The organism is Variovorax sp. VRV01, from assembly GCF_014852545.1.
GTDB classification, from domain to species: domain Bacteria; phylum Pseudomonadota; class Gammaproteobacteria; order Burkholderiales; family Burkholderiaceae_C; genus Variovorax; species Variovorax beijingensis_A.
Map to the genome: position 1 here is coordinate 41,643 of NZ_JACVBS010000010.1, position 21,443 is coordinate 63,085.

A 21,443-nucleotide genomic window follows, 5' to 3' on the forward strand; every position below is an offset into this window, starting at 1 on the left:
ATGAACGACGACGACTTCCTCCTCGACGAAAGCCAGATCGCCCCGCCGCGCACGGTGCGCATCGACTTCGACGACGGCTCCTTTGCGCTGCGTTCGCCGATGGCGCTCAAGCCCTATGCGCGGTGCATCGGCGAATGGCTGGAGCGCTGGGCGCGCGAGACGCCCGAGGCACTGGCCTTCGCGGAGCGCGACGACAGCGGCGAAGGCTGGCGCAAGCTCGACTACCGCGCGCTGCGCGAGGCCGTGGGTGCCGTCGCGCAGGCGCTGCTCGACCTGGCGCTGCCGGCCGCAAAGCCCATCGTGATCCTCTCGGACAACGCGATCGACCACGCGGTGCTGATGCTCGCGGCGATGCACATCGGGCGCACGGCGTGCTCGCTGTCGAGCGCGTACTCGCGCCTGGCCAGGGATCCGTCGCGGCTGCACGGCATGCTGCAGGCGCTGCAGCCCGCATTGATCTACGCCTCGGATGCCAGGATCTACGGCGGCGCGCTCGCGGGCTGCGGCGTCGAGGCGGTCACGGTGTTCAGCCGTCATGCCGACGCGCATGCCGGCGCCCTGCCCTTTGCGCAACTGCTGCAGGCGCGCGAGACATCCGCCGTGATGCAGGCCTACGAAGCCATCCTGCCCGACACCCACGCCAAGTACCTGCTGACCTCGGGCTCCACCGGCAAGCCCAAGGTGGTGATCAACACGCACCGCATGCTCTGCGCCAACCAGCAGATGATGGCGCAGACCTGGCGCTTCCTCGCGCACGAGAAACCGGTGCTGGTCGACTGGCTTCCCTGGAGCCACACCTTCGGCGGCAACCACAACCTGCACATGGTGCTCGCCCATGGCGGTGCGCTCTACATCGACGAGGGCCGGCCCGCGCCGGGGCTCATCGAGAAGACCGTGCGCAACCTGCGCGAGGTGAAGCCCACGCTGCTGTTCAACGTGCCGCGCGGCTTTGACATGCTGCTGCCTTTTCTCGAAGCCGACGATGCCCTCGCGCGCGAGGTGTTCTCGCGGCTGCGGCTGGCCTTCTATGCGGCCGCGGCGCTCGCGCCCTCGACCTGGCAGCGGCTCGAGGCCGTGGCGCAGCGCGTGCGGCCCGAGCGGCCGCTGTGGCTCACCACTTCATGGGGCGCCACGGAAACCTCGCCAGCCATCACCTCGGCGCACTGGAAGCTCGACGGCGCGGGCTGCATCGGCGCACCGCTGCCGGGGCTCGAACTCAAGTTCGTGCCCAACGGCCAGAAGATCGAGATGCGCGTCAAGGGCGTCTCGGTGTTCCCGGGCTACCGCCATGCGCCGCGCGAAACCGCCGAGGCCTTCGACGAAGAGGGCTACTACCGCATCGGCGATGCCGGTTTTCTTGCGGACCCCGCCGAGCCCTCGCAAGGCGTGATCTTCAACGGCCGCGTGGCCGAGGACTTCAAGCTCTCGAGCGGCACCTGGGTCTCGGTGGGCACATTGCGCGTGAAGCTGGTGTCGATGCTGGCGCCGCACGTGCAGGACGTGGTGCTCACGGGCCATGACCGCGACGAGATCGGCATGCTGGTGTTCGCGAGCCCGCAGGCCGCCTCGCTCGCGCCGCAGGCGCTGGCCGGGCGCATCGCCGAGGTGCTGCGCACGCTGCGCAGCGAAGGCGCGGGTTCCTCGCAATGCCCCGCATGCGCGCTGGTGCTCAGCGAACCACCGAGCCTCGACGCGGGCGAGATCACCGACAAGGGCTACATCAACCAGCGCGCGGTGCTCGTGCGCCGCGCGGCCGAGGTGGCGCGGCTGCATGCCGGCGCGGACCACGACCTGCAGGTCATCCGGCTGCGCGACTGACTGAAAAAGATCAACCGCCGGGACGTCGCCGCAGCGCGGTACGCAGCGCCTTCGCGAAACGCGGGTCGGCCATGGCGCCGACGTTGAAGCGCGACCAGCGCGAGACCTGCGTCGAATCGGTGCTGAAGATGCGCCCCGGCGCCATCACGATCTTGCGCGGCAGCAGTTCCTTCGCCAGCACCAGCGAGTCGGCCACGCCGGGAAGCGCGGCCCAGACATAGAGCGACTGCGGGGTGCGCGCGAAGACCTCCGCATCGACCGAATCGAACAGCTGCAAGGCCTTGCGCGTGGCCTCGCCGAGGCGGTTCTGCAGGCGGTTCAGGTGCCGCTGGTAGTGGCCTTCGCTCAGGATCACGTCGACCGTGCGCTCGCTGTACTCCGAGCTGCTCACGTGGATCAGCGCCTTCAGGTCCGCGAGGTCGCTCGCCAGGCCGGCCCCGCAGGCGATGAAGCCCACGCGCAAGGCTGCCGAGAACGACTTCGAGAAGCTGCCGATGTAGATGGTGCGCTCCAGCTGGTCGAGCGCCGAAAGCCGCGGCAAGGCCGTGGGCTTGAAGTCGGCCAGCGGGTCGTTCTCGACGATCAGCAGGTCGTATTTCTGCGCGAGCTGCAGCACGCGGAAGGCCTTGGCCGGCGAGATGTCGGAGCCCGTGGGGTTGTGCGCGAGCGACTGCGTGAAGAAGAGGCGCGGCCGCTCGGCCATCAACAGCCGCTCCAGCACGTCGAGATCGGGCCCGTCGGCCAGCCGCGGCACGGCCAGCATCTGCGCACCCGCGAGCTTGAGCTTTCCGAACAGCGGGTAGTAGCCCGGGTCGTCCACCAGCACCTTGCCGCCGGGCGGCACGAAATAGCGGATGACGATGTCCATCGCCTCGTTGGCGCCGTGCGTGAGCACGATCTGCCGCGGCTCGGCGCCGATGCCGAAGTCGGCCAGCTTGCGCACGAGGTGGTCGCGCAGCGGCGCATAGCCGAAGCGGCTGCCGTAGCGGAACAGCGCGCCAAGCCCCGTGCGGACCACCTTGGGGTGGTACTTGTCGAGCCGCACGTCGGCCAGCCATTCGACCGGCGGGAAGCCGTCGCCCACGGCCACCGCGTCGGGCTGCGTCTTGAGCTGCTCGCGCATGAGCCACACGATGTCCATCGCGCGGCCGAGGCTGCCCGCGTCTTCCTCGACGGGCTTGGGGGTCGACTGCGCGAGCACGAAATAGCCCGAACCGCGCCGCGGCTCGACGAGGCCGCGCGACACCAGCAGCTCGAACGCGGCCACCACCGTGTTCTTGGCATAGCCGTGCAGCTGCGCGAGTTCGCGCAGCGACGGCAGCTTGTCGCCGGCCTTGTAGGCGCCGCTCGCGATCTGGCGCGCGAGGGTTTCGGCAAGCGAATCGGCAATCGTGGTCATGGGCTGCGACTGTGACACAGCAGGCCGCCGCGGTGCACCACTGTCCGCACTGTCCCGCCAAACTGTGCCTTCCGCGGCCGGTACAGCCGGCCTAAATTGCCTGCTCCCGAATTCATCTTCCGAAGAGACAAGCAACGATGGTCGCCGATTCCCGCATTCCCAATTTCCGCGCACTCACGCCCGCACAGCGCCTTGCCCACATCGCGCAGGCCGCATCGCTCACCGGCGACGAGGCGGCGCTGTTCGCCCAACCGGGCGCCCTGAGCGTGGAGCGCGCCAACGGCATGGTCGAGAACGTGATCGGCACCTTCGAGCTGCCGCTGGGCGTGGCCGGCAACTTCACCATCAACGGCCGCGACTACCTCGTGCCGATGGCCGTCGAAGAGCCCTCGGTGGTGGCCGCCGCGTCGTTCATGGCCAAGCTGGCGCGCGAAGGCGGCGGCTTCGAGGCCTCGAGCACCGGGCCGCTGATGCGCGCGCAGGTGCAGGTGATCGGCATCACCGACCCCTACGGCGCGCGGCTCGCGCTGCTGCGTGCGCGCGACGAGATCCTGGCCGTGGCGAACAGCCGCGACAAAGTGCTGATCGATCTCGGCGGCGGCTGCCGCGACATCGAGGTGCATGTGTTCGGCGACACGCCGCGCGGCGCGATGGTGGTGATGCACCTGATCGTCGACGTGCGCGACGCGATGGGCGCGAACACGGTCAACACCATGGCCGAGGCGGTGTCGCCGCTGGTCGAGAAGCTCACGGGCGGCACGGTGCGCCTGCGCATCCTGTCGAACCTGGCGGACCTGCGGCTGGCGCGTGCGCGCGTGCGGCTCGCACCGGCCGTGCTGGCCACGCGCGAGCGCAGCGGCGAAGAAGTGGTCGAGGGCGTGATCGATGCGTACACCTTCGCGGCCATCGACCCCTACCGCGCGGCGACGCACAACAAGGGCATCATGAACGGCGTCGATCCGGTGATCGTCGCGACCGGCAACGACTGGCGCGCGGTGGAAGCCGGCGCGCATGCCTACGCCTGCCGCAGCGGGCGCTACAGCTCGCTGACCACCTGGGAAAAGGACACGACAGGCGCATTGGTCGGCACCATCGAGATGCCGATGCCGGTAGGGCTGGTCGGCGGTGCCACCAAGACGCATCCACTCGCCCGGCTCGCACTGAAGATCCTCGACGTGAAGTCGGCACAGGAACTCGGCGAAGTCGCGGTGGCCGTGGGCCTCGCGCAGAACCTCGGCGCGCTTCGCGCGCTCGCCACCGAAGGCATCCAGCGCGGCCACATGGCGCTGCATGCCCGCAACATCGCGCTGGTCGCGGGCGCCACCGGCGACGAGATCGACAGCATCGCCAGGCAGATGGCCGCCGAGCATGACGTGCGTACCGACCGCGCCATGGCACTGCTCGAAGCGCTGCGCAGGAAGTAGGCAGGGCCGGAGAGGCCCGCACAACGGACCGCGGCCGAAACCGCGGCGGCCATGGAAGTGGCCGTCACATCACCAAGACGGAGACATCGCAAATGAACGCAGACAGTGCAACGCGCGCCAGATGGCGGCTGGTGGAGATATGGGGCGACACGGCCGACCTGGGCCACCTCGCGTGGTCGATCGTCATCGGCGTCGCGGTGAGCCTCACGGGTTATCTCGTGGCCAGCCGCGTGCTCGCGAGCGCCGTGAGCACACCCGAGCTGGCACGCGCCTACGCCATGCTCGCCGGCCTCGGCGGCTGCGTGGTGTCGGGCCTGGTCTGCGCGAAGCTCTTCACGCCGAAGCGCGAAGTGGTGGAAGGCACCGAGGCCGATCCGCGCTGGCGCGAAGAAGTGCTGGCCGAACTGGCCGGCGAGCATGGCGACCTGGGCTCGGTGGACGACCTGCCGCCGTCCGTGGTGCGCGAGATGAAGGAACTGGAGATCTACGACCTGTTCGCGTCGTACAAGCCCAGCGCACGCAGCGCCGGAGGAGCCGCACCGTGATCGACGCCGCACTCCTCGACCAGATCCTCGTTGCCACCGGCATGGGCCTCGTGGGGGCCATTGTTTTCGCGGCCATCGGCCTCGTCTCGGGCACCGACGAAACCACCACGCTCGCGCCGCTCACGCTGCTGGTGGTGCTGCTCGGCGTGCCGCCCGAAGGCGTGTTCACCTTCTTTCTCGCAGCGGCCGTGGCCAAGCACATGACGCACGCGGTGCCCACCGCGCTGCTGGGCATCCCGGGCGACACCATGGCGACACCGCTGCTGCAGGACGCGAACGTGCTGCGCAACCTCGGCGTGCCGCACATCGCGTTGCGCAAGATGGTGTCGGGCGCGATCATCGCGGCCTTCCTCGCCGTGCCGCTGGCCGTGCTGTTCGCGGTGCTGCTCGCGCCCTATGGTGCGGCCATCACCAAGGCGGCGCCCTGGATCTTCGTGGTGGCGGCCGTGGCCATTGCGTATTTCTCGAGCGGGCGCTGGGCCTCGGTGGCCACGCTGGTGCCGTTCGTGATGGTGATCGTGGCGCTGCAGGCGCTCACCGGCAAGTACGGCGTGAAGCTCAGCATCAGCTACTTCCTGGGCATCGCCATCGGGCCGCTGGTGGCCGATTTGTTCTCGGTGATTTCTCCCGCGGCCCGTGCGCGCATGAAGCGCGAGAAGGTCCGTACCTTCTCGCTCGCGCCGGACGTGAAAGGCTGGTCAGGCTACTTTCCGAACCCGTTCAAGGTGCTCGACCGCGGACAGGTGAAGTGGACCGTTGCGACCGCCGCGATCTCCAGCGCCACCTTCGTGTTCAGCCCGGTCGCAATGACGGTGGTGCTGGGCGAGCTGGTGGGTTCGCGCATCAAGCACGCCTACCACCGGCTGACCACCACGCTGGCCGCGCGCAACGGCGTGACCGAGGCCACCTACATCGCCGAGGCGCTGATTCCGCTGATCGCCATCGGCCTGCCGCTGAGCCCGGTGGCGGCCGGCCCGGCCGCGCCGCTCTTCAATGCGCCGCCGGTGTTCACCATCGATTCGGCCACGGGCCAGACCCACAACCTGCACAACCTGCTGAACCACTGGGAGTTCCTGGGCTACGGCATGCTGGCGGTGATGCTCGCGGCGCTGGTGGCCTATCCGTTCACGATGAACTTCGCGCGCCGCGCGGCACTCTTCGTCTCGCGCAAGGTGAGCCACGAGGCCATCATCGCGACCTTCGTCGGCCTGATCGTGGTGATCAGCGTATGGGAAGGGCAGCTGCTCGGCTTGCTGGTGATCCTCACGATGGGCCTGCTCGGGGGCCTGCTGTCGCGCGCCATCGGCTTCAACACCGGCGTGCAGTTCATGGGCTACTACACAGCGGTGCTGACGGTGCCGGCCGTCATCAAGGCCTTCGGTTGATGCCTCGAGGTGCGCAGCGCGGCTTCAACGACCTTCAGTCGCAGGCCCCGCCGGCACCGGTCAGGGGGAAACCCGAGGGCCTTTCCTGCGAGCCGCCGGCGCTGCCTTCTTCACGGGCTCTTCCTCGCCGAAAAGCCTTTCGATCTGCTGCCCCGCGCGCGCGCCGATGGCCGTGCCCACGCCCGGCAGCAGCGCGGTGCCGACCGCCGCACCGGCCAGCGCACCGCCGGTCAGCGACACCTCGGGCTCGCTCATGGTCCCGCCGATCTTCAGCGGCATGCCGACCACGCCGTCGACCAGGTCGACCGCGATCTCGCCGTCCAGCTTGCGGTTGAACAGCCGCAGGCTGCCGCTGGCCGTGAGCACACCCGAACGCGCCTTGAGCCCGGTGTAGCGCATCACGACGCCGTCTTCGGTACCCTGCGTGTCGAGCACGCCGGTGAGCTCGTCGAGCGGCGTGGTGCCGCCGCGGCTGATGCCGGCGGTGGTCACGGCCTTGGCCAGATCCAGCCGCGTGAGCGTGGCGGGCTGGACCGAGAAGGTGGTGCGGGTGCGCAGGCTGCGCAGCAGCGCGCCCACTTCGCCGGCCTCGGCCACCAGCGCGGACTGGCCCGAAACCTTGCCGGCGACGGCGCTGCGCCGGCCGAAGGCCTGCACCATGCCCTCGATGTCCACCTGCCGCGGCTCGAGCTCGGCCGACACGCGCAGCAGGTCGCCGGGCAGGGTCTCGAACCAGGCCACGCCGTTCGCCGTGCCGCCGCCGATGTCGATGCGGGTGCGCCACCGGTCCTGTCCGGCGGCGCGGTCCAGCCGCAGCCGGGCGGGCGGCGACACGCCGGCACGCTCGATTCGCGCCTGGCGCGGCCGCCAGCCGGCGTCGAAGCTGATTTCGCCGTCATAGGCCAGCGCAATGCCGCGCCGGTCGATCCAGCTCAGGTCGCGCCAGCGCAGCTTTTCGAGCGGAACGGGCGCCAGCGTCCAGGGCGCGGGCAGCGCGACGATGTGGCCGCCCTCCTTCGGCTTGGGGCCCTTGCCGCGGAACGCGCGCACCGACTCGCGCGGCAGCACCAGGCTTTCGATCTCGACCTCGTCGATCGCGACGACCCGGCGCAGCAGCTCCCGCAGCTTGAGCTGCACCGTGATGCGGCGCAGCGTGACGGGGCGCGGCTGCTCGGTGGCCAGGTCGGACAGCACCAGCACGGGGCTGGGCCACAGCGCCCAGTGCGCACCGCCGATCTTCAGGCCCACGCCGAAGCGCTTCTCGAAACCTTCGGCAATGCGCGCGGCCACTTCCTCGTCGCTGGGCAGGCGGGTGCTCGCCACCCACACCAGCGCGCCGGCACCCAGCAGCAGGACCGCGGCAATGCCGATGAGCCAACGGCGGACAGGGCGTTTCATCCGGCCAACTTAGCACGCAAAGGCGACTGCCGTTGTCAGCCCCCGTCGCTATAGTTTCCCAAACCCTGCACCGGAGAAACCGAATGCGTATCTGGAAAAAAGACATCTCTGTCGAGGAACTGACCCGCAACCACATCGGCACCGCCGTGTCCACGCTGGGCATGGAATTCCTGGAGGTGGGCGACGACTTCATCCGCGCCCGCGTGCCGGTGGACGAGCGCACCCGCCAGCCCTACGGCATCCTGCACGGCGGCGTGTCGGTGGTGCTGGCCGAGACGCTGGGCTCCTGCGGCGCGCACTACTCGGCCCCCGAGGGCGACCGGGCCGTGGGCCTGGACATCAACGCCAACCACATCCGCTCGGCCACGAGCGGCTGGGTCACGGGCACCGCGCGGCCGGTGCACCGCGGGCGCACCACCCAGGTGTGGCAGATCGACATGACCAACGACGCGGGCGAATTGACCTGCGTCTCGCGCATCACAATGGCGGTGCTGGCGCCGCGCTAGGGCAGGAAACCCGCCCGGCACGCGGGCGGCGGCGGGCCGAGAGAAGCCCCCCAGGAACATCAATAACTACCGAGGAGATCACCACTCATGAGCAACCTGTTCAGTTGGCGCGAAGTCGCCGCCACCGAGGGCCGCGTGGTCGCGCCCGACGAACGCCTGCCCTGGCTGCAGACCGGCGCGATGGGCGTGCAGCACGTGATCGCGATGTTCGGCGCCACGGTGCTGGCGCCCATCCTGATGGGCTTCAATCCCAACATCGCGATCCTGATGAGCGGCATCGGCACGCTGATCTTCTTCCTGGTGACGGGGGGCAAGGTGCCCAGCTACCTGGGCTCGAGCTTCGCGTTCATCGGCGTGGTGATCGCGGCCAGCGGCTACGCGGGCAAGGGTCCCAACGCCAACATCGCGGTGGCGCTCGGCGGCATCGTGGCCTGCGGGGTGGTCTACATCCTGATCGGCGCCCTCGTGCAGGCGATCGGCACCGGCTGGATCGAGCGCTTCATGCCGCCGGTGGTCACGGGCGCCGTGGTGGCGGTGATCGGGCTCAACCTGGCGGGCGTGCCGATCAAGAACATGGCGGCCAGCAATTTCGATTCGTGGATGCAGGCCGTCACCTTCCTCTGCGTGGGGCTGGTGGCGGTGTTCACACGCGGCATGCTGCAGCGGCTGCTGATCCTGGTCGGGCTGATCCTGGCCACGCTGGTCTATGCGGCGCTGACCAACGGCATGGGCCTGGGCAAGCCGGTGGACCTGGGCGGCATCGCCAACGCCGCCTGGTTCGGCATGCCGACCTTCACCGCCCCGGTGTTCACGGCCAACGCCATGCTGCTGATCGCGCCCGTGGCCATCATTCTGGTGGCCGAGAACCTCGGCCACCTGAAGGCGGTCACGGCCATGACCGGCCGCAACCTCGACCCCTACATCGGCCGCGCCTTCATCGGCGACGGCATCGCCACCGTGGTGAGCGGCGCCTCGGGCGGCACCGGCGTGACCACCTATGCCGAGAACATCGGCGTGATGGCGGCCACGCGCATCTACTCGACGGCGGTGTTCGTGGTGGCCGCGCTCATCGCGCTGGTGCTGGGCTTCAGCCCCAAGTTCGGCGCGCTGATCCAGGCCATTCCGCTGCCGGTGATGGGCGGCGTGAGCATCGTGGTGTTCGGGCTCATCGCCATTGCGGGCGCCAAGATCTGGGTCGACAACAAGGTCGACTTCTCGCAGAACAAGAACCTGATCGTGGCCGCCATCACGCTGATCATCGGCACCGGCGACTTCACGCTGAAGTTCGGCGACTTCGCATTGGGCGGCATCGGCACCGCGACTTTCGGCGCCATCATCCTCTACGCGCTTCTGGGCCGGACGCGCAACGCCTGAGGCCTTGCAAAGTGAAACCTCGTGCAAGAAATGTTGTCCGAGGTGCTTGAAGCGGGCCCCGGTCACTGGCCGGAAGCCCGCGCCCGTTAGACTTCAACGCTTTTCGCACCGACGTTTTCCAATGGCCGATGTCTCCGCCGCGCGCACCAAGGCGGTTTTCGAATTCAAGAGCGCCACGCTGCCGCTGATCGCAGTGATCCTCAAGACGGCCGACCTGGCCGTGCTGGCCGAGGCCCTCGACGCGCAGCTGGCCGACTCGCCCGATTTCTTCGAGCAGGAGCCGGTGGTCATCGACCTCTCGCAGCTGCAGCCGGACGAGGAAGGCGGCGAGGAACCCCCGGCGCTCGACTTCGCGGCGCTGCGCGGCCTGCTGGCGCGCCACCAGACGCAGCCGATTGCGGTGCGCGGGGGCAACAACGCCCAGAATGCGGCGGCGCGCGCCGCCGGCCTGTCGCTCACGGCCATGCCGGTGGCACCCGCGCCGCGCTCCCCGGCACCGCCGGCCGCTTCGCCGGCGCCCGCCAGCGAAGCACCGCAGATCGTGCGCGAAGTGCCGGTGCCGGCCAACGGCACCCTGCTGATCGACAAGCCGCTGCGTTCGGGCCAGCAGGTCTACGCCCGCGGCGGCGACGTGGTGGTGACCGCGGTGGTGAGCTTCGGCGCCGAGGTCATTGCCGACGGCAACGTGCACGTCTACGCACCGCTGCGGGGCAAGGCCATTGCCGGCGCGCGCGGCAATACCGAGGCGCGCATCTTCTCGACCTGCATGGAAGCGCAGCTCGTGGCCATCGCGGGCATCTATCGCACCAACGAAGTGCCGCTGCCCGACCCGGTGCTCGGCAAGCCGGCCCAGATACGCCTCGATGGCAAGAAGCTAATGATCGACGCGATTCCCTGACGGGCCGCGCCGCATCCGACAACCAACAACCGAATCGAAACAAGAAGGAATGGCCATGGCCAAAATTGTGGTGGTGACCTCAGGCAAGGGCGGCGTCGGCAAGACCACGACGAGCGCCAGCTTCGCGTCGGGCCTCGCGCTCGCGGGCAAGAAGACGGCGGTGATCGACTTCGACGTGGGCCTGCGCAACCTCGACCTCATCATGGGCTGCGAACGCCGCGTGGTGTACGACCTGATCAACGTGATCCAGGGCGAGGCCAACCTGAGCCAGGCGCTCATCAAGGACAAGCAGTGCGACAACCTGTTCGTGCTCGCGGCCTCGCAGACGCGCGACAAGGAAGCGCTCACGCAGGAGGGCGTCGAAAAGGTGCTGACCGACCTGGCCGCGATGGACTTCGACTACATCGTCTGCGATTCGCCCGCCGGCATCGAGACCGGCGCGATGATGGCCATGCACTTTGCCGACGAGGCGCTCGTGGTGACCAACCCCGAGGTATCCTCGGTGCGCGACTCCGACCGCATCCTGGGCATGCTCAGCAGCAAGACCAAGCGGGCGAAGGAAGGCGGCGACCCCATCAAGGAGCACCTGCTGATCACCCGCTACAACCCCAACCGCGTGGCCGGCGGCCAGATGCTCTCTCTGGAGGACATCCAGGACATCCTGCGCATCAAGCTGATCGGCGTCATTCCCGAGTCGGAGAGCGTGCTGCAGGCCTCCAACCAGGGCGTGCCCGCCATCCACGACAAGGAAACCGACGTGGCCAAGGCCTACAGCGACGTGGTGGCGCGCTTCCTGGGCGAGGACCGCCCGATGCGCTTCGTCGACGCCGAAAAGCCGGGCTTCTTCAAGCGAATTTTCGGAGGCAAGTAGGCCATGTCCTTTTTCTCGTTCCTGCTCGGCGAAAAGAAGAAGACGGCCAGCGTCGCCAAGGAGCGGCTGCAGATCATCCTCGCGCACGAGCGGTCCAGCCTCAGCGGCAAGAAACGCCCCGACTACCTGCCCGACCTGCAGCGCGAGCTGATGGCGGTGATCTCCAAGTACGTGAAGATCAATGCCGATGACATCAAGGTTCACCTGGAAAAACAGGACGACCTCGAAGTGCTCGACATCAAGATCGAGCTGCCCGACCCGGCACCCTCGCCGGCGCGCTGAAAAAGAAAGAACGCGGCGCGGGCGGCATTGCCCCCCACGCCCGCCCACCGCTCAGGGCTGCGCCACGAAGCGCACCACCTGGCGGACCACGTCCTCCTCCTTGAGGATGCGGCGGTGCCCCAGTCCCTGCGTGGCCACCAGCCGCGCTCCGCTGATCGCGTCTCGATAGGCCTCGGCATCCGCAAAGCGGTTCACCCGGTCGTCGCGGTCATGCACGATCAGCGTCGGCTGCGCGATGCGCGGACCGACGGCCGCCGGCTCCAGTTGCGCCATCAGGACGCCTTCGCGCGCCTCGAACCGCCGCTGCATGGCCTGGCGCGTCGCCTCGCTGAGCCCGAAGGTGTGCGCGAAATAGCGCGTGTATTCGCGCGGCGACGCCGGCGGCGCGAGCAGCACCATCCGCTCGGCCTGCAGGCCCTGCGCGGCCGCCAGCGCCAGCGCGTTGGCTCCCAGCGAATGGGCAGCCACCGCGCGCAGCGCATGGCCGTCGGCCGCGAGCCTGGCAACCACATACGCGATGGCGCGCGCGAACTGCGGCGAGTTGCTCGTCGTGCCCGCGCTGCGGCCATGGGCCGGCAGTTCGAGCAGCACCGGCCGCAGGCCCGCATCGGCCAGCGCCTGCGCGAGCGCCAGCATCTGCCCCGCATGCCCGCCCCAGCCGTGCACCAGCAGCACGACGGGCGCCGATTCCGCACCTGAGTCCTGCGCGGCCAGGTGATAGAGGCCGATGCCGGCATTCTCGAAGGCCCAGCCTTCGCGCCGCCAGTCGGCCCCGGGCCCCTGGCCGCGGTAGAGCCACTTGGGCGGCAGCGGCGTGCCGAACACGCGGTAGGCCGCACGCACGCCCAGCCCGGGCCACAGGCGCTGCGAGGCGGTCAGGCCGAAGCGCAGTGCGCGCATCAGGCGGCCCGGGCGGTAGTAGTTGGACTGGGCGGCGTGCGTGGCCGCGGAGGTGGTGGTGCTCGTCATGCAATGGGCTCCTGCGTACGGTCGTTCAGTACCAGACCCAGTCCTCATTGCTGCGCGGCAGGCTGCGCAGCGCATCGCGGGTGGCGTCGGCGCCGATGGCGACCACATAGACGGCAAGACAGAGGGCGATGATCAGCATGGTGTTTCTCCTTTTATCGCACGATCGTGCGAAATTAAGACAAAGAAAGACGGAACGAAATGGCCTGTGCCGTGGCTCAGGCGCGGTAGCTCGAAAGAAGCCGCTGCCAGGTCTGCGTGGCGCGATCGGCGGCTTGGGGGTCGCGCAGGAAGCGCGCGTCGTGCAGCAGGCCCATGATGAGGCCGTTCAGTTCGCTGACCAGCTGCGCCGGGTCGGTGTCGGGCCGCAGCTCGCCGGTTTCCACCGCCTGGAGCACCGTGCGGCGCAGCGCGGCGCGCCAGCGCGTGATCTCGCCGAACAGCAGGTCGCGCAGCTCGCCTTCGCGGTCGTCGTATTCGAAGGCGCCCGCCATGTAGATGCAGCCGGTTTCGGCCTCGATGTCGCGGGTGCGGGCAATCCAGCGCCCGACGATGTCGTTGAGGCGCGCCAGGCCCTTGGGCTTTTGCATGGCCGGCACGAACACGTCGGCCAGGAAGCGGCGGCCGTATTCCTCGATCACCGCCTTCTGCAGCGCTTCGCGCGAGCCCACGCGCGAGAACACGCCGCTCTTGGAGAGCGCCAAGCGGCTGGCCACGGCCTGCAGCGTGATGGCCTCCAGGCCTTCGGCCAGCGCAAGGTCCATTGCCGCGCCGACGATGGCGGCGCGGGTGAGTTCGCTTTTCTGGGTCTTGGCGTCCATGCCGGCAACTTTAGCACAGTCGTGCGAAATTGCAAACTCGCTGGCCGCGGCATCGGCAGCAGGCCGGCACAGATGTTTTGCTCATGTGAAACCAACAAACGCATCGTTCCCCGCATGAGCACTTGTGCCGAGAATCGCCGCTCGGCCCGCCGCGGGCCTGTGCCTTCTCCTCCCGATCTTCTCCGCGCCAGATGAACTTCCAACAACTGCGCTCGGTACGCGAGGCCGTTCGTTGCGGCTTCAACCTGACCGAAGTCGCCCATACCCTCCACACCTCCCAGCCGGGCGTGAGCCGGCAGATCCGCGAGCTGGAGGAAGAGCTCGGCATCGAACTCTTCGTGCGCGCCGGCAAGCGGCTCACCGGGCTCACGGAGCCGGGCGGCCACGTGCTGCCGATCATCGAGCGCATGCTGATGGAGAGCAGCAACCTGCGCCATGCCGGGCAGGAGTTCGTGGCGCAGCAAAGCGGCCTGCTCTCGGTGGCGGCCACGCATTCGCAGGCGCGCTATGCGATGCCAGTGGCGGTGCAGGAATTCCGCGCGCAGTTTCCCAACGTGAAGCTGCACCTGCACCAGGGTTCGCCCAGGCAGATCGCGCAGATGCTGATCGACGGCGAGGCCGACGTGGGCATTGCAACGGAGGCGCTGGGCGACTATCCCCAGCTGGTGGCCCTGCCCTGCTACCGCTGGACGCATTCGGTGATCGTGCCGCCGGGCCACGCGCTGCTCGATGCGCCGCTGACGCTCGAGGCGCTCACGCGCCATCCGCTGATCACCTACGACACCGGCTTCACCGGCCGCTCGCGCATCGACGAGGCCTTTGCGCAGCACGGGCTCGAACCCAACATCGTGCTGGCCGCGATGGATGCCGACGTGATCAAGACCTACGTTCAGCTGGGCATGGGCGTGGGCATCGTGGCCGGCGTGGCCTACGAGACGGAGCGCGACACGCAGCTGCGCGCGCTCGATGCGGGCCGGCTCTTCGGCATCAACATGACCAAGCTCGCGGTTCGCCGCGGCAACTACCTGCGCAAGTACGTCTACGCCTTCATCGAGTCGTTCGCACCCACGCTGACGCGCGCGGTCGTCGAAAAGGCTCTGGGCGATGAAGCGAAGGGATCGCACTACGAAATCTAGGGCCCGCGCAACGTCTTCGGCGCCTGCAGCAACAGGTTTTAAAAAGATGCGCGCCGCTTCACACAGGGGGCGTACATTCGGGTTAATTCCTTGGCTTCCCGGAACGGATCAGCAATGGCATCGACCCCGCAGCAGCAACAGAAAACAAGGGCCGCCCTGAAGGCCGCCGATGCCGCCGAACGGCGCGAGCGGCTGAGGCGGGCATTGCCCGCCACGGTGGAGCTGCTGCAGAGCCGCCAGGCGGACCGCATCGACGACAGCGACATCGAGGCCTACGTGAGCCTGAACTGGCTCGAATGGCACGGCGGCGGCCTGCGGCTCACCATCACCGGGCGCAATGTCTGCGCCCAGTCGCTGCCCACGGTGGTGGCCTGAGAGCCTCGCGCCCGACAAAGCAAAAGACCGCCGCAGGAAGCCCCGCGGCGGTCTTGAAATGTCCGGTGCGCAGCAGCCTGCGCGCCCGGCTGGTTACTGGCTGCCCACGATGATCTGCGCGATCACGCCGGTCGCAATGGCCGCGAGCACGTAGTCGCCGCCCACGCCCACCCACTGGTAGCCGCGCGGCGGCTGCTGCAGGCGGTAGGCGCGCCAATCGTTCACCACGTAGTTGCGGCCACGGTATTCATGGGGCACGCGCCCGCCGCGACGCCACTCCGCGTGCGGCTGGGGGTAGCCGGCGCGGTCGAACTGCCGGCCCGGCCGATAGTCCTGGCGCCCGTAGCGGTCGCCGCGACGATCGTCGTCGTGCCGGTCGAACCGGCGGTCCTGCTGTTCGTAGCGGCCGTTGCCTCGATCGTTGCCGCGGTCATGATCGCGATCGTGGCCCCGGTCCTGTGCGAAGGCACTTCCCGCTGCCATGCACATCGCGAGCGCCGCAGCAGCGACGGCCATGCTCTTTGACTTGATGATCATCTGGAACTCCTTCGTGTTGATGACGAGTCCATTGTCAGTGGCGCTTGTGTCCGCCCTGCACGCATCAGGTCGCGGTCAGGTGAAATCAGGTAAGTGCTGGTATCGCGGCGGCGCGTTGTCCTTCAAGCCGGGTTTCGCGGTACCGATTTGCGCCCGGCCCGGGGCTCTGGCGACAATGGGCCTGCAAAGCAGCAGAGGCGTGGAGGCGCCATTCATCAACATGCGTGACAAGATCATTGGTGCCATCGGCATCGTGTGGGGCGGGGGCATGCTCCTGAAGTGGCTCATGTCGGGGCCGCCTGCCGGAATCGGCGGCTATCAAGGCGGTCAGACCGCCGGTGCTCTCCTGGGCGCCGTCATGTTGGTCGCGGGCCTGTACCGCTTCTTCAAGCGTTCCGATTGAGCGAAGGCGCAGGCAGGCGATTCCTGGACTGCGTTTAAGCTCGCGCGCAGCATGAAGCGACGACACCTCCTCCACCTGCTGGCCGGCCTGCCTGCAAGCGCCGTGCTGGCCGCCTGCGGCAAGCGCAAGCCCTCCGCTGCCGCACTGAAAGCCGACGCCCGCGTGCTCGCACTGGGCGACAGCCTGACCTTCGGCTACGGCGCGCCGCCCGAGGCCGCCTGGCCCGTGAAACTCGGCGAGCTCACGGGCTGGCAGATCGAGAACGCGGGCCTCAATGGCGACACCTCGGCCGGCGCGCTGGAGCGCCTGCCGCCGCTGCTGGCCGCCGCCAGCTACGACGCGGTCCTGATCGGCATCGGCGGCAACGACATGCTGCGCGGCGTGCCGCCCGCGGCCACGCGCGACAACCTCGCGGCCCTTGTCAGCCAGGCGCGCGCGCACACGCCGCACGTCGCGCTGCTGGCCACGCCTTCGCCCGACGCGATGCGCGCGGCTGTCGGGTCGCTGAGCGATGCGTCGTTCTACGAGGAGGTGGCGAAGTCAGGGCAGGCGCTGCTTGTGCCCAATGTGTATTCGAGCGTGCTGTCGGACGCATCGCTGCGCTCCGATCGCATCCATGCCAATGCCGAAGGCTATGCCCGTGTTGCGCAGCAGCTCGCCGACCAGTTCAAGGCCGCGGGCTGGCGCTGAGGACCGCAAGGCTCAGGCGGCCTGCAGCAGGTCGACGTAGGCACCCTGCACGAGCTGCCCGGACGCAATGCCCAGTTGCGCCATGAGCGCATGCGCTTCGGCCGTGCCAGCCTCGGCGGACTCGCCTTCTCTCAGCACCACCTCGAGTTCGAGGAACTCGCCCAGCCCTTCCACGCGGTCGAGGTGCACGCGCGTTCGGCCCACGATGAAAAGCCGGCGCTGCTTGCGCACGCGGCCGGCCTGGCCCCAGGCGAGCGTGAGCGATTCGCGCAGCGCATCGGGCGTGGTGGTGGGCGAGATCAGATAGAACGATTCCTTCGGGCCGCTGCTGTTGGCGCGGCGATAGAAGATCAGCTCGGCGCGGTCGGGCGCGAAAATGCGCAGCTTGAGGCGGTCGGCGCTGTTTTCGCAGCGGAAGAAGGTGTCGTCCTGCGCGATTTCAATGGGGCCTGAATCGGCGAGCTTCGCGGCGATGGATGCCACGCGTTCCACGCTGTCGATGCGGGCCTTGATCTCTATGTTTCTTGCCATTCCGGTTGGCCTGCCTCGCCGCGGCGGCTCTCGCTCAGGGCGCGCTGCCCTGCGGCCCCACAGGCGGCGGCGCGGTGCGGCCGCTCGAACCCGGCGCGAGCTTGCGTCCGAAGGCTTCGCCCACCCTGCGCACCGGCCGGCTGGCTTTTTCCGAAACATTGTTGACGCCGCGCCGCGTCGCGTCCTCGGCGCGGTCGATGCCGCGGCCGGCGGCGTTGGTGCCGCGCTGCACGCTGTTCACGACCTTGCTGTCACGCGGCGGCGGCTTGAGCGTATGCGCCGGTTGCGCCGTGGGCGGACTGTCGGCGCTCTGCGCGTGAACAGCAGCGGCAGACAGCAGCAGGAGTGCGGCGCTTGTCGCAGCCAGTGCGAATGCACGGGCAGGCATTTTCTTCGTCGTCATGATGGGCTTCCTTCTTCGTCGTTGGGCTCGGCTGCGTCTGCCGCTGCGGCGCGTGCCATGCGTTCGCTCTTCCAGTAGACGTCGTCGCCGCCGTTCATCCGGTTGAGCACGCGCGCGAGCACGAAGAGCAGGTCGCTGAGCCGGTTGAGATATTGGCGCGGCGCATCGTTGAGTTCGGCCGTCGCGCCGAGCGCCACCACCGCGCGCTCCGCCCGCCGCGCCACCGTGCGGCACACATGCGCGAGCGAGGCCGCGCGCGTGCCCGCGGGGAGGATGAATTCGGCCAGGCGCGGCAAGGCCGCGTTGTGCTCGGCCAGTGCGTTGTCCAGCTGCAGCAGCGCGTCGGCCTTCAGCAGCGTGTAGCCCGGCATCGAAAGCTCGCCGCCCAGGTTGAAGAGCTGGTGCTGCACGTCGACCAGCAATTCGCGCACGGGCTCCGGCAGGGGCTCGCACAGCAAGAGGCCGATCTGCGAGTTGAGCTCGTCCACGTCGCCCATCGCGTGCACGCGCAGGTGGTCCTTGGGCACGCGGGTGTTGTCGCCGAGGCCGGTGGTGCCGTCGTCGCCGGTGCGGGTGGCGATCTGCGAAAGTCGGTTGCCCATGGTGGCTGCTCCTGGTTTATGCGGCGACCGCGGCCTTCGACGCATCGATCTTGCCGGCCAGCCATTGCAGGCCCGCCAGATGCTGCTGGTCGTGGCTGCAGAGGTAGTGGACAAGGCTGCGCATCGTGAGCGGCCCATAGCCTTCGAACACGGCCGTGCGCGCAAGTTGCACCTCCGTCAGGTTCGAGACGATTTCCATGGTCCGGGCACGCGCGATGCGGAATTCAGCCAGCACCTTTGCCGCGTCGGCCATGCCATAGGCGCGCGCAATGGCGAGCGGTTCGCTGTCGATCGAGGCCAGCGTCGGATGGCTTTCTTCCAGCGTGCGGCGAAAGCGCACGTGATAGCCCTCGACCTCGATATCGCGCACATGGCAGAGCTGCTCGATGGCCGTGAAAGCCTCGCTGGGCACGCCCTCCCACGAGGGCGGCGCCCAATGCCGGAACGCGTCGGGAATGGCCGCGTAGTGGGCTTCGAGCTGCGAAGGGAATGCGGCGAGCGCAGCGAGGGTCGTAGGGTTCATGGCTTTTCCGAAGCGCATTATGGTGCTCGCTCCGTAAAATGGCCGGACAGAGCCCCCGCTCCCCTTTCACGACCAGGAGACGCCCGATGAACGCCCCGACCCAAACCTCGCACCTGATGCCGGAGCTTCATCTGCGCGACGTGCCCGACAGCCTGATCGAGGGCCTGAAAGCGCGCTTCGGCAGCAACTGTTCCACGGCCATGGCCGTGCGCACGCAGCATGGCCGCGACGAGTCCTCGTTCGACGCGCCGCCGCCGTCGGCCGTGGTGTTTGCCGAAAGCACGCAGGACGTGGCCGATGCGGTGAAGCTCGCAAGCGAGCACAGCGTGCCGGTCATCCCCTTCGGCGTCGGCTCATCGCTCGAAGGCCACCTGCTCGCGGTACAGGGCGGCATCAGCATTGACGTCTCGCGCATGAACAAGGTGCTGTCGGTCAATGCCGACGACCTCACCGTCACCGTGCAGCCCGGCGTCACGCGCAAGCAGCTCAATGACGAGATCAAGAGCACGGGCCTGTTCTTTCCGATCGATCCGGGCGCGGACGCCTCCATCGGCGGCATGACCGCCACGCGCGCGAGCGGCACGAACGCGGTGCGCTACGGCACCATGCGCGAGAACGTGCTGGCGCTCGAAGTGGTCACAGCCGGCGGCGATGTCATCCGCACCGGCACGCGCGCGAAGAAGTCGTCCGCCGGCTACGACCTCACACGCCTCATGGTGGGCAGCGAAGGCACGCTGGGCGTGGTGACCGAGATCACGCTGCGCATCTATCCTCTGCCCGAGGCGGTATCGGCCGCGATCTGCTCGTTCCCGAGCATCGAGGCCGCGGTGCGCACCACCATCGAGACCATCCAGCTGGGCGTGCCGATCGCGCGCGTGGAGCTGATCGACGTGAACACGGTGCGCATGGTCAACACCTACGCCAAGCTGAACCTGCGCGAAGAGCCGATGCTGCTGATGGAATTCCACGGCTCGCCGGCCGGCGTGAAGGAACAGGCCGAGACGGTGCAGGAGCTCGCGAGCGGCCACGGCGGCAATGCCTTCGAATGGGCCAGCACGCCCGAAGAGCGCACGCGCCTGTGGACCGCCCGGCACAACGCCTACTTTGCGGCCGTGCAGTCGCGCCCCGGCTGCCGCGTGATCTCGACCGATACCTGCGTGCCCATCTCGCGCCTGGCCGACTGCCTGCTCGACTCCGTGGCCGAGGCCGATGCCAGCGGCATCCCCTACTTCCTGGTCGGCCACGTGGGCGACGGCAATTTCCACTTCGGCTATCTGCTCGACCCGAACATTCCCGAAGAGCGCGTGAAGGCCGAGGAACTGAACCATTCGCTCGTGAGCCGCGCGCTGGCACTCGAGGGCACCTGCACCGGCGAGCACGGCGTGGGGCTGCACAAGATGGACTTCCTGGTGACGGAAGCAGGCGTGGGTGCGATCGACATGATGCGCACGATCAAGCGCGCGCTCGACCCGAAGAACATCATGAATCCCGGGAAGATCTTCGCGCTCTGATCCTTCGAAAGCGCCCGTGAAAAAGCCCGGCGGCTCGCAAGAGCCCCGGGCTTTTCTGTTGCTGGGCGTGCGCCCTGCGGCCTACTTGCGGCGGCGCGTGGGCGCCGGCTGCTCGGCCGGCACGTAGGTCTGCGACGGCGCCGCGCCGCCATCCACGCCCAGTCGGCCGCCGCCCCCCAGGCCCTGGCCGCGCACCGTCTGCGCCTTGTAGCTGCGCAGCGAACGCACCATCTGGTTGAAGGCGTCCATGAAGGCCGCGGCAATCACCTTGCCTTGCGCCGTGTTGGTGTAGCCGCCGAGGCCGCCACCGGCACTGCGGCCGGCGAGGGCACCGAAGGCGCCGAAATCGGTCTTGGAGGCGCTGCCTTCCGAGGCCGCGACCTGCACTCCCGAGCGGTTGTCGATGAGCGTCAGGAGCGCGCTGGCTTCCTTGGTCTGCAAGCTGCCGCCGACGGCCGCCAGGGCGCGGCCACGGCCGCCGCCCACCAGTCCGCCCAGCGCGCCGCCGATGCCGCCGGCATCGCTGTTGCTGAACACGATCTCGGGCGACAGGCCGTAGTCGGACGCCACCATCTGGCCGCGGCCGAAGTTGCTGCCGCCGCGCATTTCGCCCGACTGCATGAGCGCGCGCTCGCGCGTCATCGCGTTCATGCCGGCCGCGCCGCGCTCGACCACCACGAAGCAGTTCGACTGCTGCACCAGCAGGCGCAGCAGGTTGGCCGTGGGCGGCAGGCGGTATTCGCCCGTGAGAATGGTGTACCAACCGGCATTGACGTTCTCGATCAGCGAGACGGTACCGAGCGGCGATTCGCAGCGCTCGAGCTGGCTGCTTTCGCCGGCGGTGGCGGAGCCTGCCGCGCTGCCCGTGGCCATGGTCTTGGCCGACTGGCTGCCCATCTGCATGTCGGTGGTCACGCAACCGGTCAGCAGCAGAGCGCCCACGGCCACGGCCGCGAACGAAAACTTTGTCCTGAACTTCATGATGAACTCCCTCTCCTCGAGATCTGGTGTTGAAACGTCAGCGGCGAGGATACGCGTAAAAGAT

At 68.6% G+C, this 21,443-nt stretch carries 24 protein-coding genes; 14 read left to right on the forward strand and 10 right to left on the reverse strand.

Going from position 1 to position 21,443, the window contains the following annotated elements:
- A complete protein-coding gene (locus IB278_RS18580) occupies positions 1-1,818 on the forward strand; it encodes a feruloyl-CoA synthase (RefSeq protein ID WP_192324760.1) in 1,818 nt (605 codons plus the stop codon).
- Positions 1,819-1,828: 10 nt separating this feature from the next.
- Here IB278_RS18580 and IB278_RS18585 read toward each other — a convergent pair whose 3' ends face one another.
- Positions 1,829-3,217, reverse strand: a complete 1,389-nt coding sequence (locus tag IB278_RS18585) for a PLP-dependent aminotransferase family protein (RefSeq protein ID WP_192324762.1) — start codon at positions 3,215-3,217, stop codon at positions 1,829-1,831.
- A gap of 137 nt (positions 3,218-3,354) precedes the next feature.
- On the opposite strand from IB278_RS18585, the gene IB278_RS18590 reads away from it, so the two are divergent.
- The 3 genes from IB278_RS18590 to IB278_RS18600 all read left to right on the forward strand — a co-directional run bounded on the left by IB278_RS18590 (position 3,355) and on the right by IB278_RS18600 (position 6,571).
- Entirely contained in the window at positions 3,355-4,641 is a 1,287-nt protein-coding gene (locus IB278_RS18590; RefSeq protein ID WP_192324764.1) for a hydroxymethylglutaryl-CoA reductase, degradative, read from the forward strand.
- 92 nt (positions 4,642-4,733) lie between these two features.
- The gene (locus IB278_RS18595; RefSeq protein WP_145738826.1) at positions 4,734-5,186 is read left to right on the forward strand and encodes a hypothetical protein; all 453 of its coding nucleotides are present in this window, start codon (positions 4,734-4,736) and stop codon (positions 5,184-5,186) included.
- A complete protein-coding gene (locus tag IB278_RS18600; protein ID WP_192324766.1) occupies positions 5,183-6,571 on the forward strand; it encodes a tripartite tricarboxylate transporter permease in 1,389 nt (462 codons plus the stop codon). Before IB278_RS18595 ends, IB278_RS18600 begins: the two co-directional genes overlap by 4 nt.
- Positions 6,572-6,631: 60 nt before the next feature.
- Here the strand turns inward: IB278_RS18600 and IB278_RS18605 are convergent, their stop codons facing one another.
- Positions 6,632-7,969, reverse strand: coding sequence for a hypothetical protein (locus IB278_RS18605; RefSeq protein WP_192324768.1), 1,338 nt, complete (start codon positions 7,967-7,969; stop codon positions 6,632-6,634).
- A gap of 83 nt (positions 7,970-8,052) precedes the next feature.
- On the opposite strand from IB278_RS18605, the gene IB278_RS18610 reads away from it, so the two are divergent.
- From IB278_RS18610 to minE, 5 genes are all read left to right on the forward strand, one after another.
- Positions 8,053-8,475, forward strand: a complete 423-nt coding sequence (locus IB278_RS18610; protein ID WP_145738831.1) for a hotdog fold thioesterase — start codon at positions 8,053-8,055, stop codon at positions 8,473-8,475.
- 87 nt (positions 8,476-8,562) lie between these two features.
- Positions 8,563-9,849, forward strand: coding sequence for a solute carrier family 23 protein (locus tag IB278_RS18615; protein WP_192324770.1), 1,287 nt, complete (start codon positions 8,563-8,565; stop codon positions 9,847-9,849).
- A gap of 121 nt (positions 9,850-9,970) precedes the next feature.
- Complete coding sequence (minC, locus tag IB278_RS18620) at positions 9,971-10,747, forward strand: septum site-determining protein MinC (RefSeq protein WP_192324772.1); 777 nt, start codon at positions 9,971-9,973, stop codon at positions 10,745-10,747.
- 55 nt (positions 10,748-10,802) lie between these two features.
- A complete protein-coding gene (gene minD / locus IB278_RS18625; RefSeq protein WP_124960303.1) occupies positions 10,803-11,618 on the forward strand; it encodes a septum site-determining protein MinD in 816 nt (271 codons plus the stop codon).
- 3 nt (positions 11,619-11,621) lie between these two features.
- Positions 11,622-11,900, forward strand: coding sequence for a cell division topological specificity factor MinE (gene minE, locus IB278_RS18630; RefSeq protein ID WP_012745230.1), 279 nt, complete (start codon positions 11,622-11,624; stop codon positions 11,898-11,900).
- Positions 11,901-11,951: 51 nt separating this feature from the next.
- Here minE and IB278_RS18635 read toward each other — a convergent pair whose 3' ends face one another.
- The gene (locus IB278_RS18635) at positions 11,952-12,869 is read right to left on the reverse strand and encodes an alpha/beta fold hydrolase (RefSeq protein ID WP_192324774.1); all 918 of its coding nucleotides are present in this window, start codon (positions 12,867-12,869) and stop codon (positions 11,952-11,954) included.
- A gap of 215 nt (positions 12,870-13,084) precedes the next feature.
- A complete protein-coding gene (locus IB278_RS18640) occupies positions 13,085-13,687 on the reverse strand; it encodes a TetR/AcrR family transcriptional regulator (RefSeq protein ID WP_145738839.1) in 603 nt (200 codons plus the stop codon).
- 191 nt (positions 13,688-13,878) lie between these two features.
- Here IB278_RS18640 and IB278_RS18645 point away from each other — a divergent pair, with 191 nt between their 5' ends.
- A complete protein-coding gene (locus IB278_RS18645) occupies positions 13,879-14,823 on the forward strand; it encodes a CysB family HTH-type transcriptional regulator (protein WP_145738840.1) in 945 nt (314 codons plus the stop codon).
- Positions 14,824-14,937: 114 nt separating this feature from the next.
- Entirely contained in the window at positions 14,938-15,198 is a 261-nt protein-coding gene (locus IB278_RS18650; protein ID WP_012745225.1) for a hypothetical protein, read from the forward strand.
- Between the two features lie 93 nt (positions 15,199-15,291).
- On the opposite strand, the gene IB278_RS18655 is transcribed toward IB278_RS18650, so the two are convergent.
- On the reverse strand, positions 15,292-15,735 hold the full coding sequence (locus IB278_RS18655; protein ID WP_145738842.1) for an RcnB family protein: 444 nt from the start codon (positions 15,733-15,735) through the stop codon (positions 15,292-15,294).
- Between IB278_RS18655 and IB278_RS33865 the strand changes: the two genes are divergently transcribed.
- Together IB278_RS33865 and IB278_RS18665 are read left to right on the forward strand one after the other, a co-directional pair.
- Positions 15,713-16,138: a hypothetical protein gene (locus IB278_RS33865; RefSeq protein WP_225613009.1), complete on the forward strand. Its 426-nt coding sequence runs from the start codon at positions 15,713-15,715 to the stop codon at positions 16,136-16,138. The two genes, IB278_RS18655 and IB278_RS33865, sit on opposite strands and share 23 nt — an antisense overlap.
- A 51-nt stretch (positions 16,139-16,189) precedes the next feature.
- Positions 16,190-16,828: a GDSL-type esterase/lipase family protein gene (locus tag IB278_RS18665; protein WP_145738844.1), complete on the forward strand. Its 639-nt coding sequence runs from the start codon at positions 16,190-16,192 to the stop codon at positions 16,826-16,828.
- Between the two features lie 12 nt (positions 16,829-16,840).
- Here the strand turns inward: IB278_RS18665 and IB278_RS18670 are convergent, their stop codons facing one another.
- Genes IB278_RS18670 through IB278_RS18685 form a run of 4 tightly spaced genes read right to left on the reverse strand, consistent with a single transcriptional unit; the run spans position 16,841 to position 18,887 of the window.
- Positions 16,841-17,359 (reverse strand): class IV adenylate cyclase, encoded by a 519-nt coding sequence (locus tag IB278_RS18670; RefSeq protein ID WP_192324776.1) that lies wholly within the window; start codon positions 17,357-17,359, stop codon positions 16,841-16,843.
- 34 nt (positions 17,360-17,393) lie between these two features.
- Positions 17,394-17,762, reverse strand: a complete 369-nt coding sequence (locus IB278_RS18675; RefSeq protein WP_145738847.1) for a hypothetical protein — start codon at positions 17,760-17,762, stop codon at positions 17,394-17,396.
- Positions 17,759-18,364, reverse strand: a complete 606-nt coding sequence (locus tag IB278_RS18680) for a cob(I)yrinic acid a,c-diamide adenosyltransferase (RefSeq protein ID WP_192324778.1) — start codon at positions 18,362-18,364, stop codon at positions 17,759-17,761. The genes IB278_RS18675 and IB278_RS18680 overlap by 4 nt, the downstream gene beginning before the upstream one ends.
- Before the next feature lie 16 nt (positions 18,365-18,380).
- On the reverse strand, positions 18,381-18,887 hold the full coding sequence (locus IB278_RS18685; RefSeq protein WP_192324780.1) for a DinB family protein: 507 nt from the start codon (positions 18,885-18,887) through the stop codon (positions 18,381-18,383).
- 86 nt (positions 18,888-18,973) lie between these two features.
- Between IB278_RS18685 and IB278_RS18690 the strand changes: the two genes are divergently transcribed.
- Complete coding sequence (locus tag IB278_RS18690) at positions 18,974-20,398, forward strand: FAD-binding oxidoreductase (RefSeq protein ID WP_145738853.1); 1,425 nt, start codon at positions 18,974-18,976, stop codon at positions 20,396-20,398.
- 81 nt (positions 20,399-20,479) lie between these two features.
- Here the strand turns inward: IB278_RS18690 and IB278_RS18695 are convergent, their stop codons facing one another.
- On the reverse strand, positions 20,480-21,379 hold the full coding sequence (locus IB278_RS18695; RefSeq protein WP_192324782.1) for a CsgG/HfaB family protein: 900 nt from the start codon (positions 21,377-21,379) through the stop codon (positions 20,480-20,482).
- Positions 21,380-21,443 lie beyond the last annotated feature (64 nt).

Bases quoted from the DNA above. Each gene is read 5' to 3' on its own strand.
- IB278_RS18580 (WP_192324760.1), top strand. From the start codon at position 1: ATGAACGACGACGACTTCCTCCTCGACGAAAGCCAGATCGCCCCGCCG.
- IB278_RS18585 (WP_192324762.1), bottom strand. From the start codon at position 3,217: ATGACCACGATTGCCGATTCGCTTGCCGAAACCCTCGCGCGCCAGATC.
- IB278_RS18590 (WP_192324764.1), top strand. From the start codon at position 3,355: ATGGTCGCCGATTCCCGCATTCCCAATTTCCGCGCACTCACGCCCGCA.
- IB278_RS18595 (WP_145738826.1), top strand. From the start codon at position 4,734: ATGAACGCAGACAGTGCAACGCGCGCCAGATGGCGGCTGGTGGAGATA.
- IB278_RS18605 (WP_192324768.1), bottom strand. From the start codon at position 7,969: ATGAAACGCCCTGTCCGCCGTTGGCTCATCGGCATTGCCGCGGTCCTG.
- IB278_RS18610 (WP_145738831.1), top strand. From the start codon at position 8,053: ATGCGTATCTGGAAAAAAGACATCTCTGTCGAGGAACTGACCCGCAAC.
- IB278_RS18615 (WP_192324770.1), top strand. From the start codon at position 8,563: ATGAGCAACCTGTTCAGTTGGCGCGAAGTCGCCGCCACCGAGGGCCGC.
- minC (WP_192324772.1), top strand. From the start codon at position 9,971: ATGGCCGATGTCTCCGCCGCGCGCACCAAGGCGGTTTTCGAATTCAAG.
- minD (WP_124960303.1), top strand. From the start codon at position 10,803: ATGGCCAAAATTGTGGTGGTGACCTCAGGCAAGGGCGGCGTCGGCAAG.
- minE (WP_012745230.1), top strand. From the start codon at position 11,622: ATGTCCTTTTTCTCGTTCCTGCTCGGCGAAAAGAAGAAGACGGCCAGC.
- IB278_RS18635 (WP_192324774.1), bottom strand. From the start codon at position 12,869: ATGACGAGCACCACCACCTCCGCGGCCACGCACGCCGCCCAGTCCAAC.
- IB278_RS18640 (WP_145738839.1), bottom strand. From the start codon at position 13,687: ATGGACGCCAAGACCCAGAAAAGCGAACTCACCCGCGCCGCCATCGTC.
- IB278_RS18645 (WP_145738840.1), top strand. From the start codon at position 13,879: ATGAACTTCCAACAACTGCGCTCGGTACGCGAGGCCGTTCGTTGCGGC.
- IB278_RS18650 (WP_012745225.1), top strand. From the start codon at position 14,938: ATGGCATCGACCCCGCAGCAGCAACAGAAAACAAGGGCCGCCCTGAAG.
- IB278_RS33865 (WP_225613009.1), top strand. From the start codon at position 15,713: ATGCTCTTTGACTTGATGATCATCTGGAACTCCTTCGTGTTGATGACG.
- IB278_RS18655 (WP_145738842.1), bottom strand. From the start codon at position 15,735: ATGATCATCAAGTCAAAGAGCATGGCCGTCGCTGCTGCGGCGCTCGCG.
- IB278_RS18665 (WP_145738844.1), top strand. From the start codon at position 16,190: ATGAAGCGACGACACCTCCTCCACCTGCTGGCCGGCCTGCCTGCAAGC.
- IB278_RS18670 (WP_192324776.1), bottom strand. From the start codon at position 17,359: ATGGCAAGAAACATAGAGATCAAGGCCCGCATCGACAGCGTGGAACGC.
- IB278_RS18675 (WP_145738847.1), bottom strand. From the start codon at position 17,762: ATGACGACGAAGAAAATGCCTGCCCGTGCATTCGCACTGGCTGCGACA.
- IB278_RS18680 (WP_192324778.1), bottom strand. From the start codon at position 18,364: ATGGGCAACCGACTTTCGCAGATCGCCACCCGCACCGGCGACGACGGC.
- IB278_RS18685 (WP_192324780.1), bottom strand. From the start codon at position 18,887: ATGAACCCTACGACCCTCGCTGCGCTCGCCGCATTCCCTTCGCAGCTC.
- IB278_RS18690 (WP_145738853.1), top strand. From the start codon at position 18,974: ATGAACGCCCCGACCCAAACCTCGCACCTGATGCCGGAGCTTCATCTG.
- IB278_RS18695 (WP_192324782.1), bottom strand. From the start codon at position 21,379: ATGAAGTTCAGGACAAAGTTTTCGTTCGCGGCCGTGGCCGTGGGCGCT.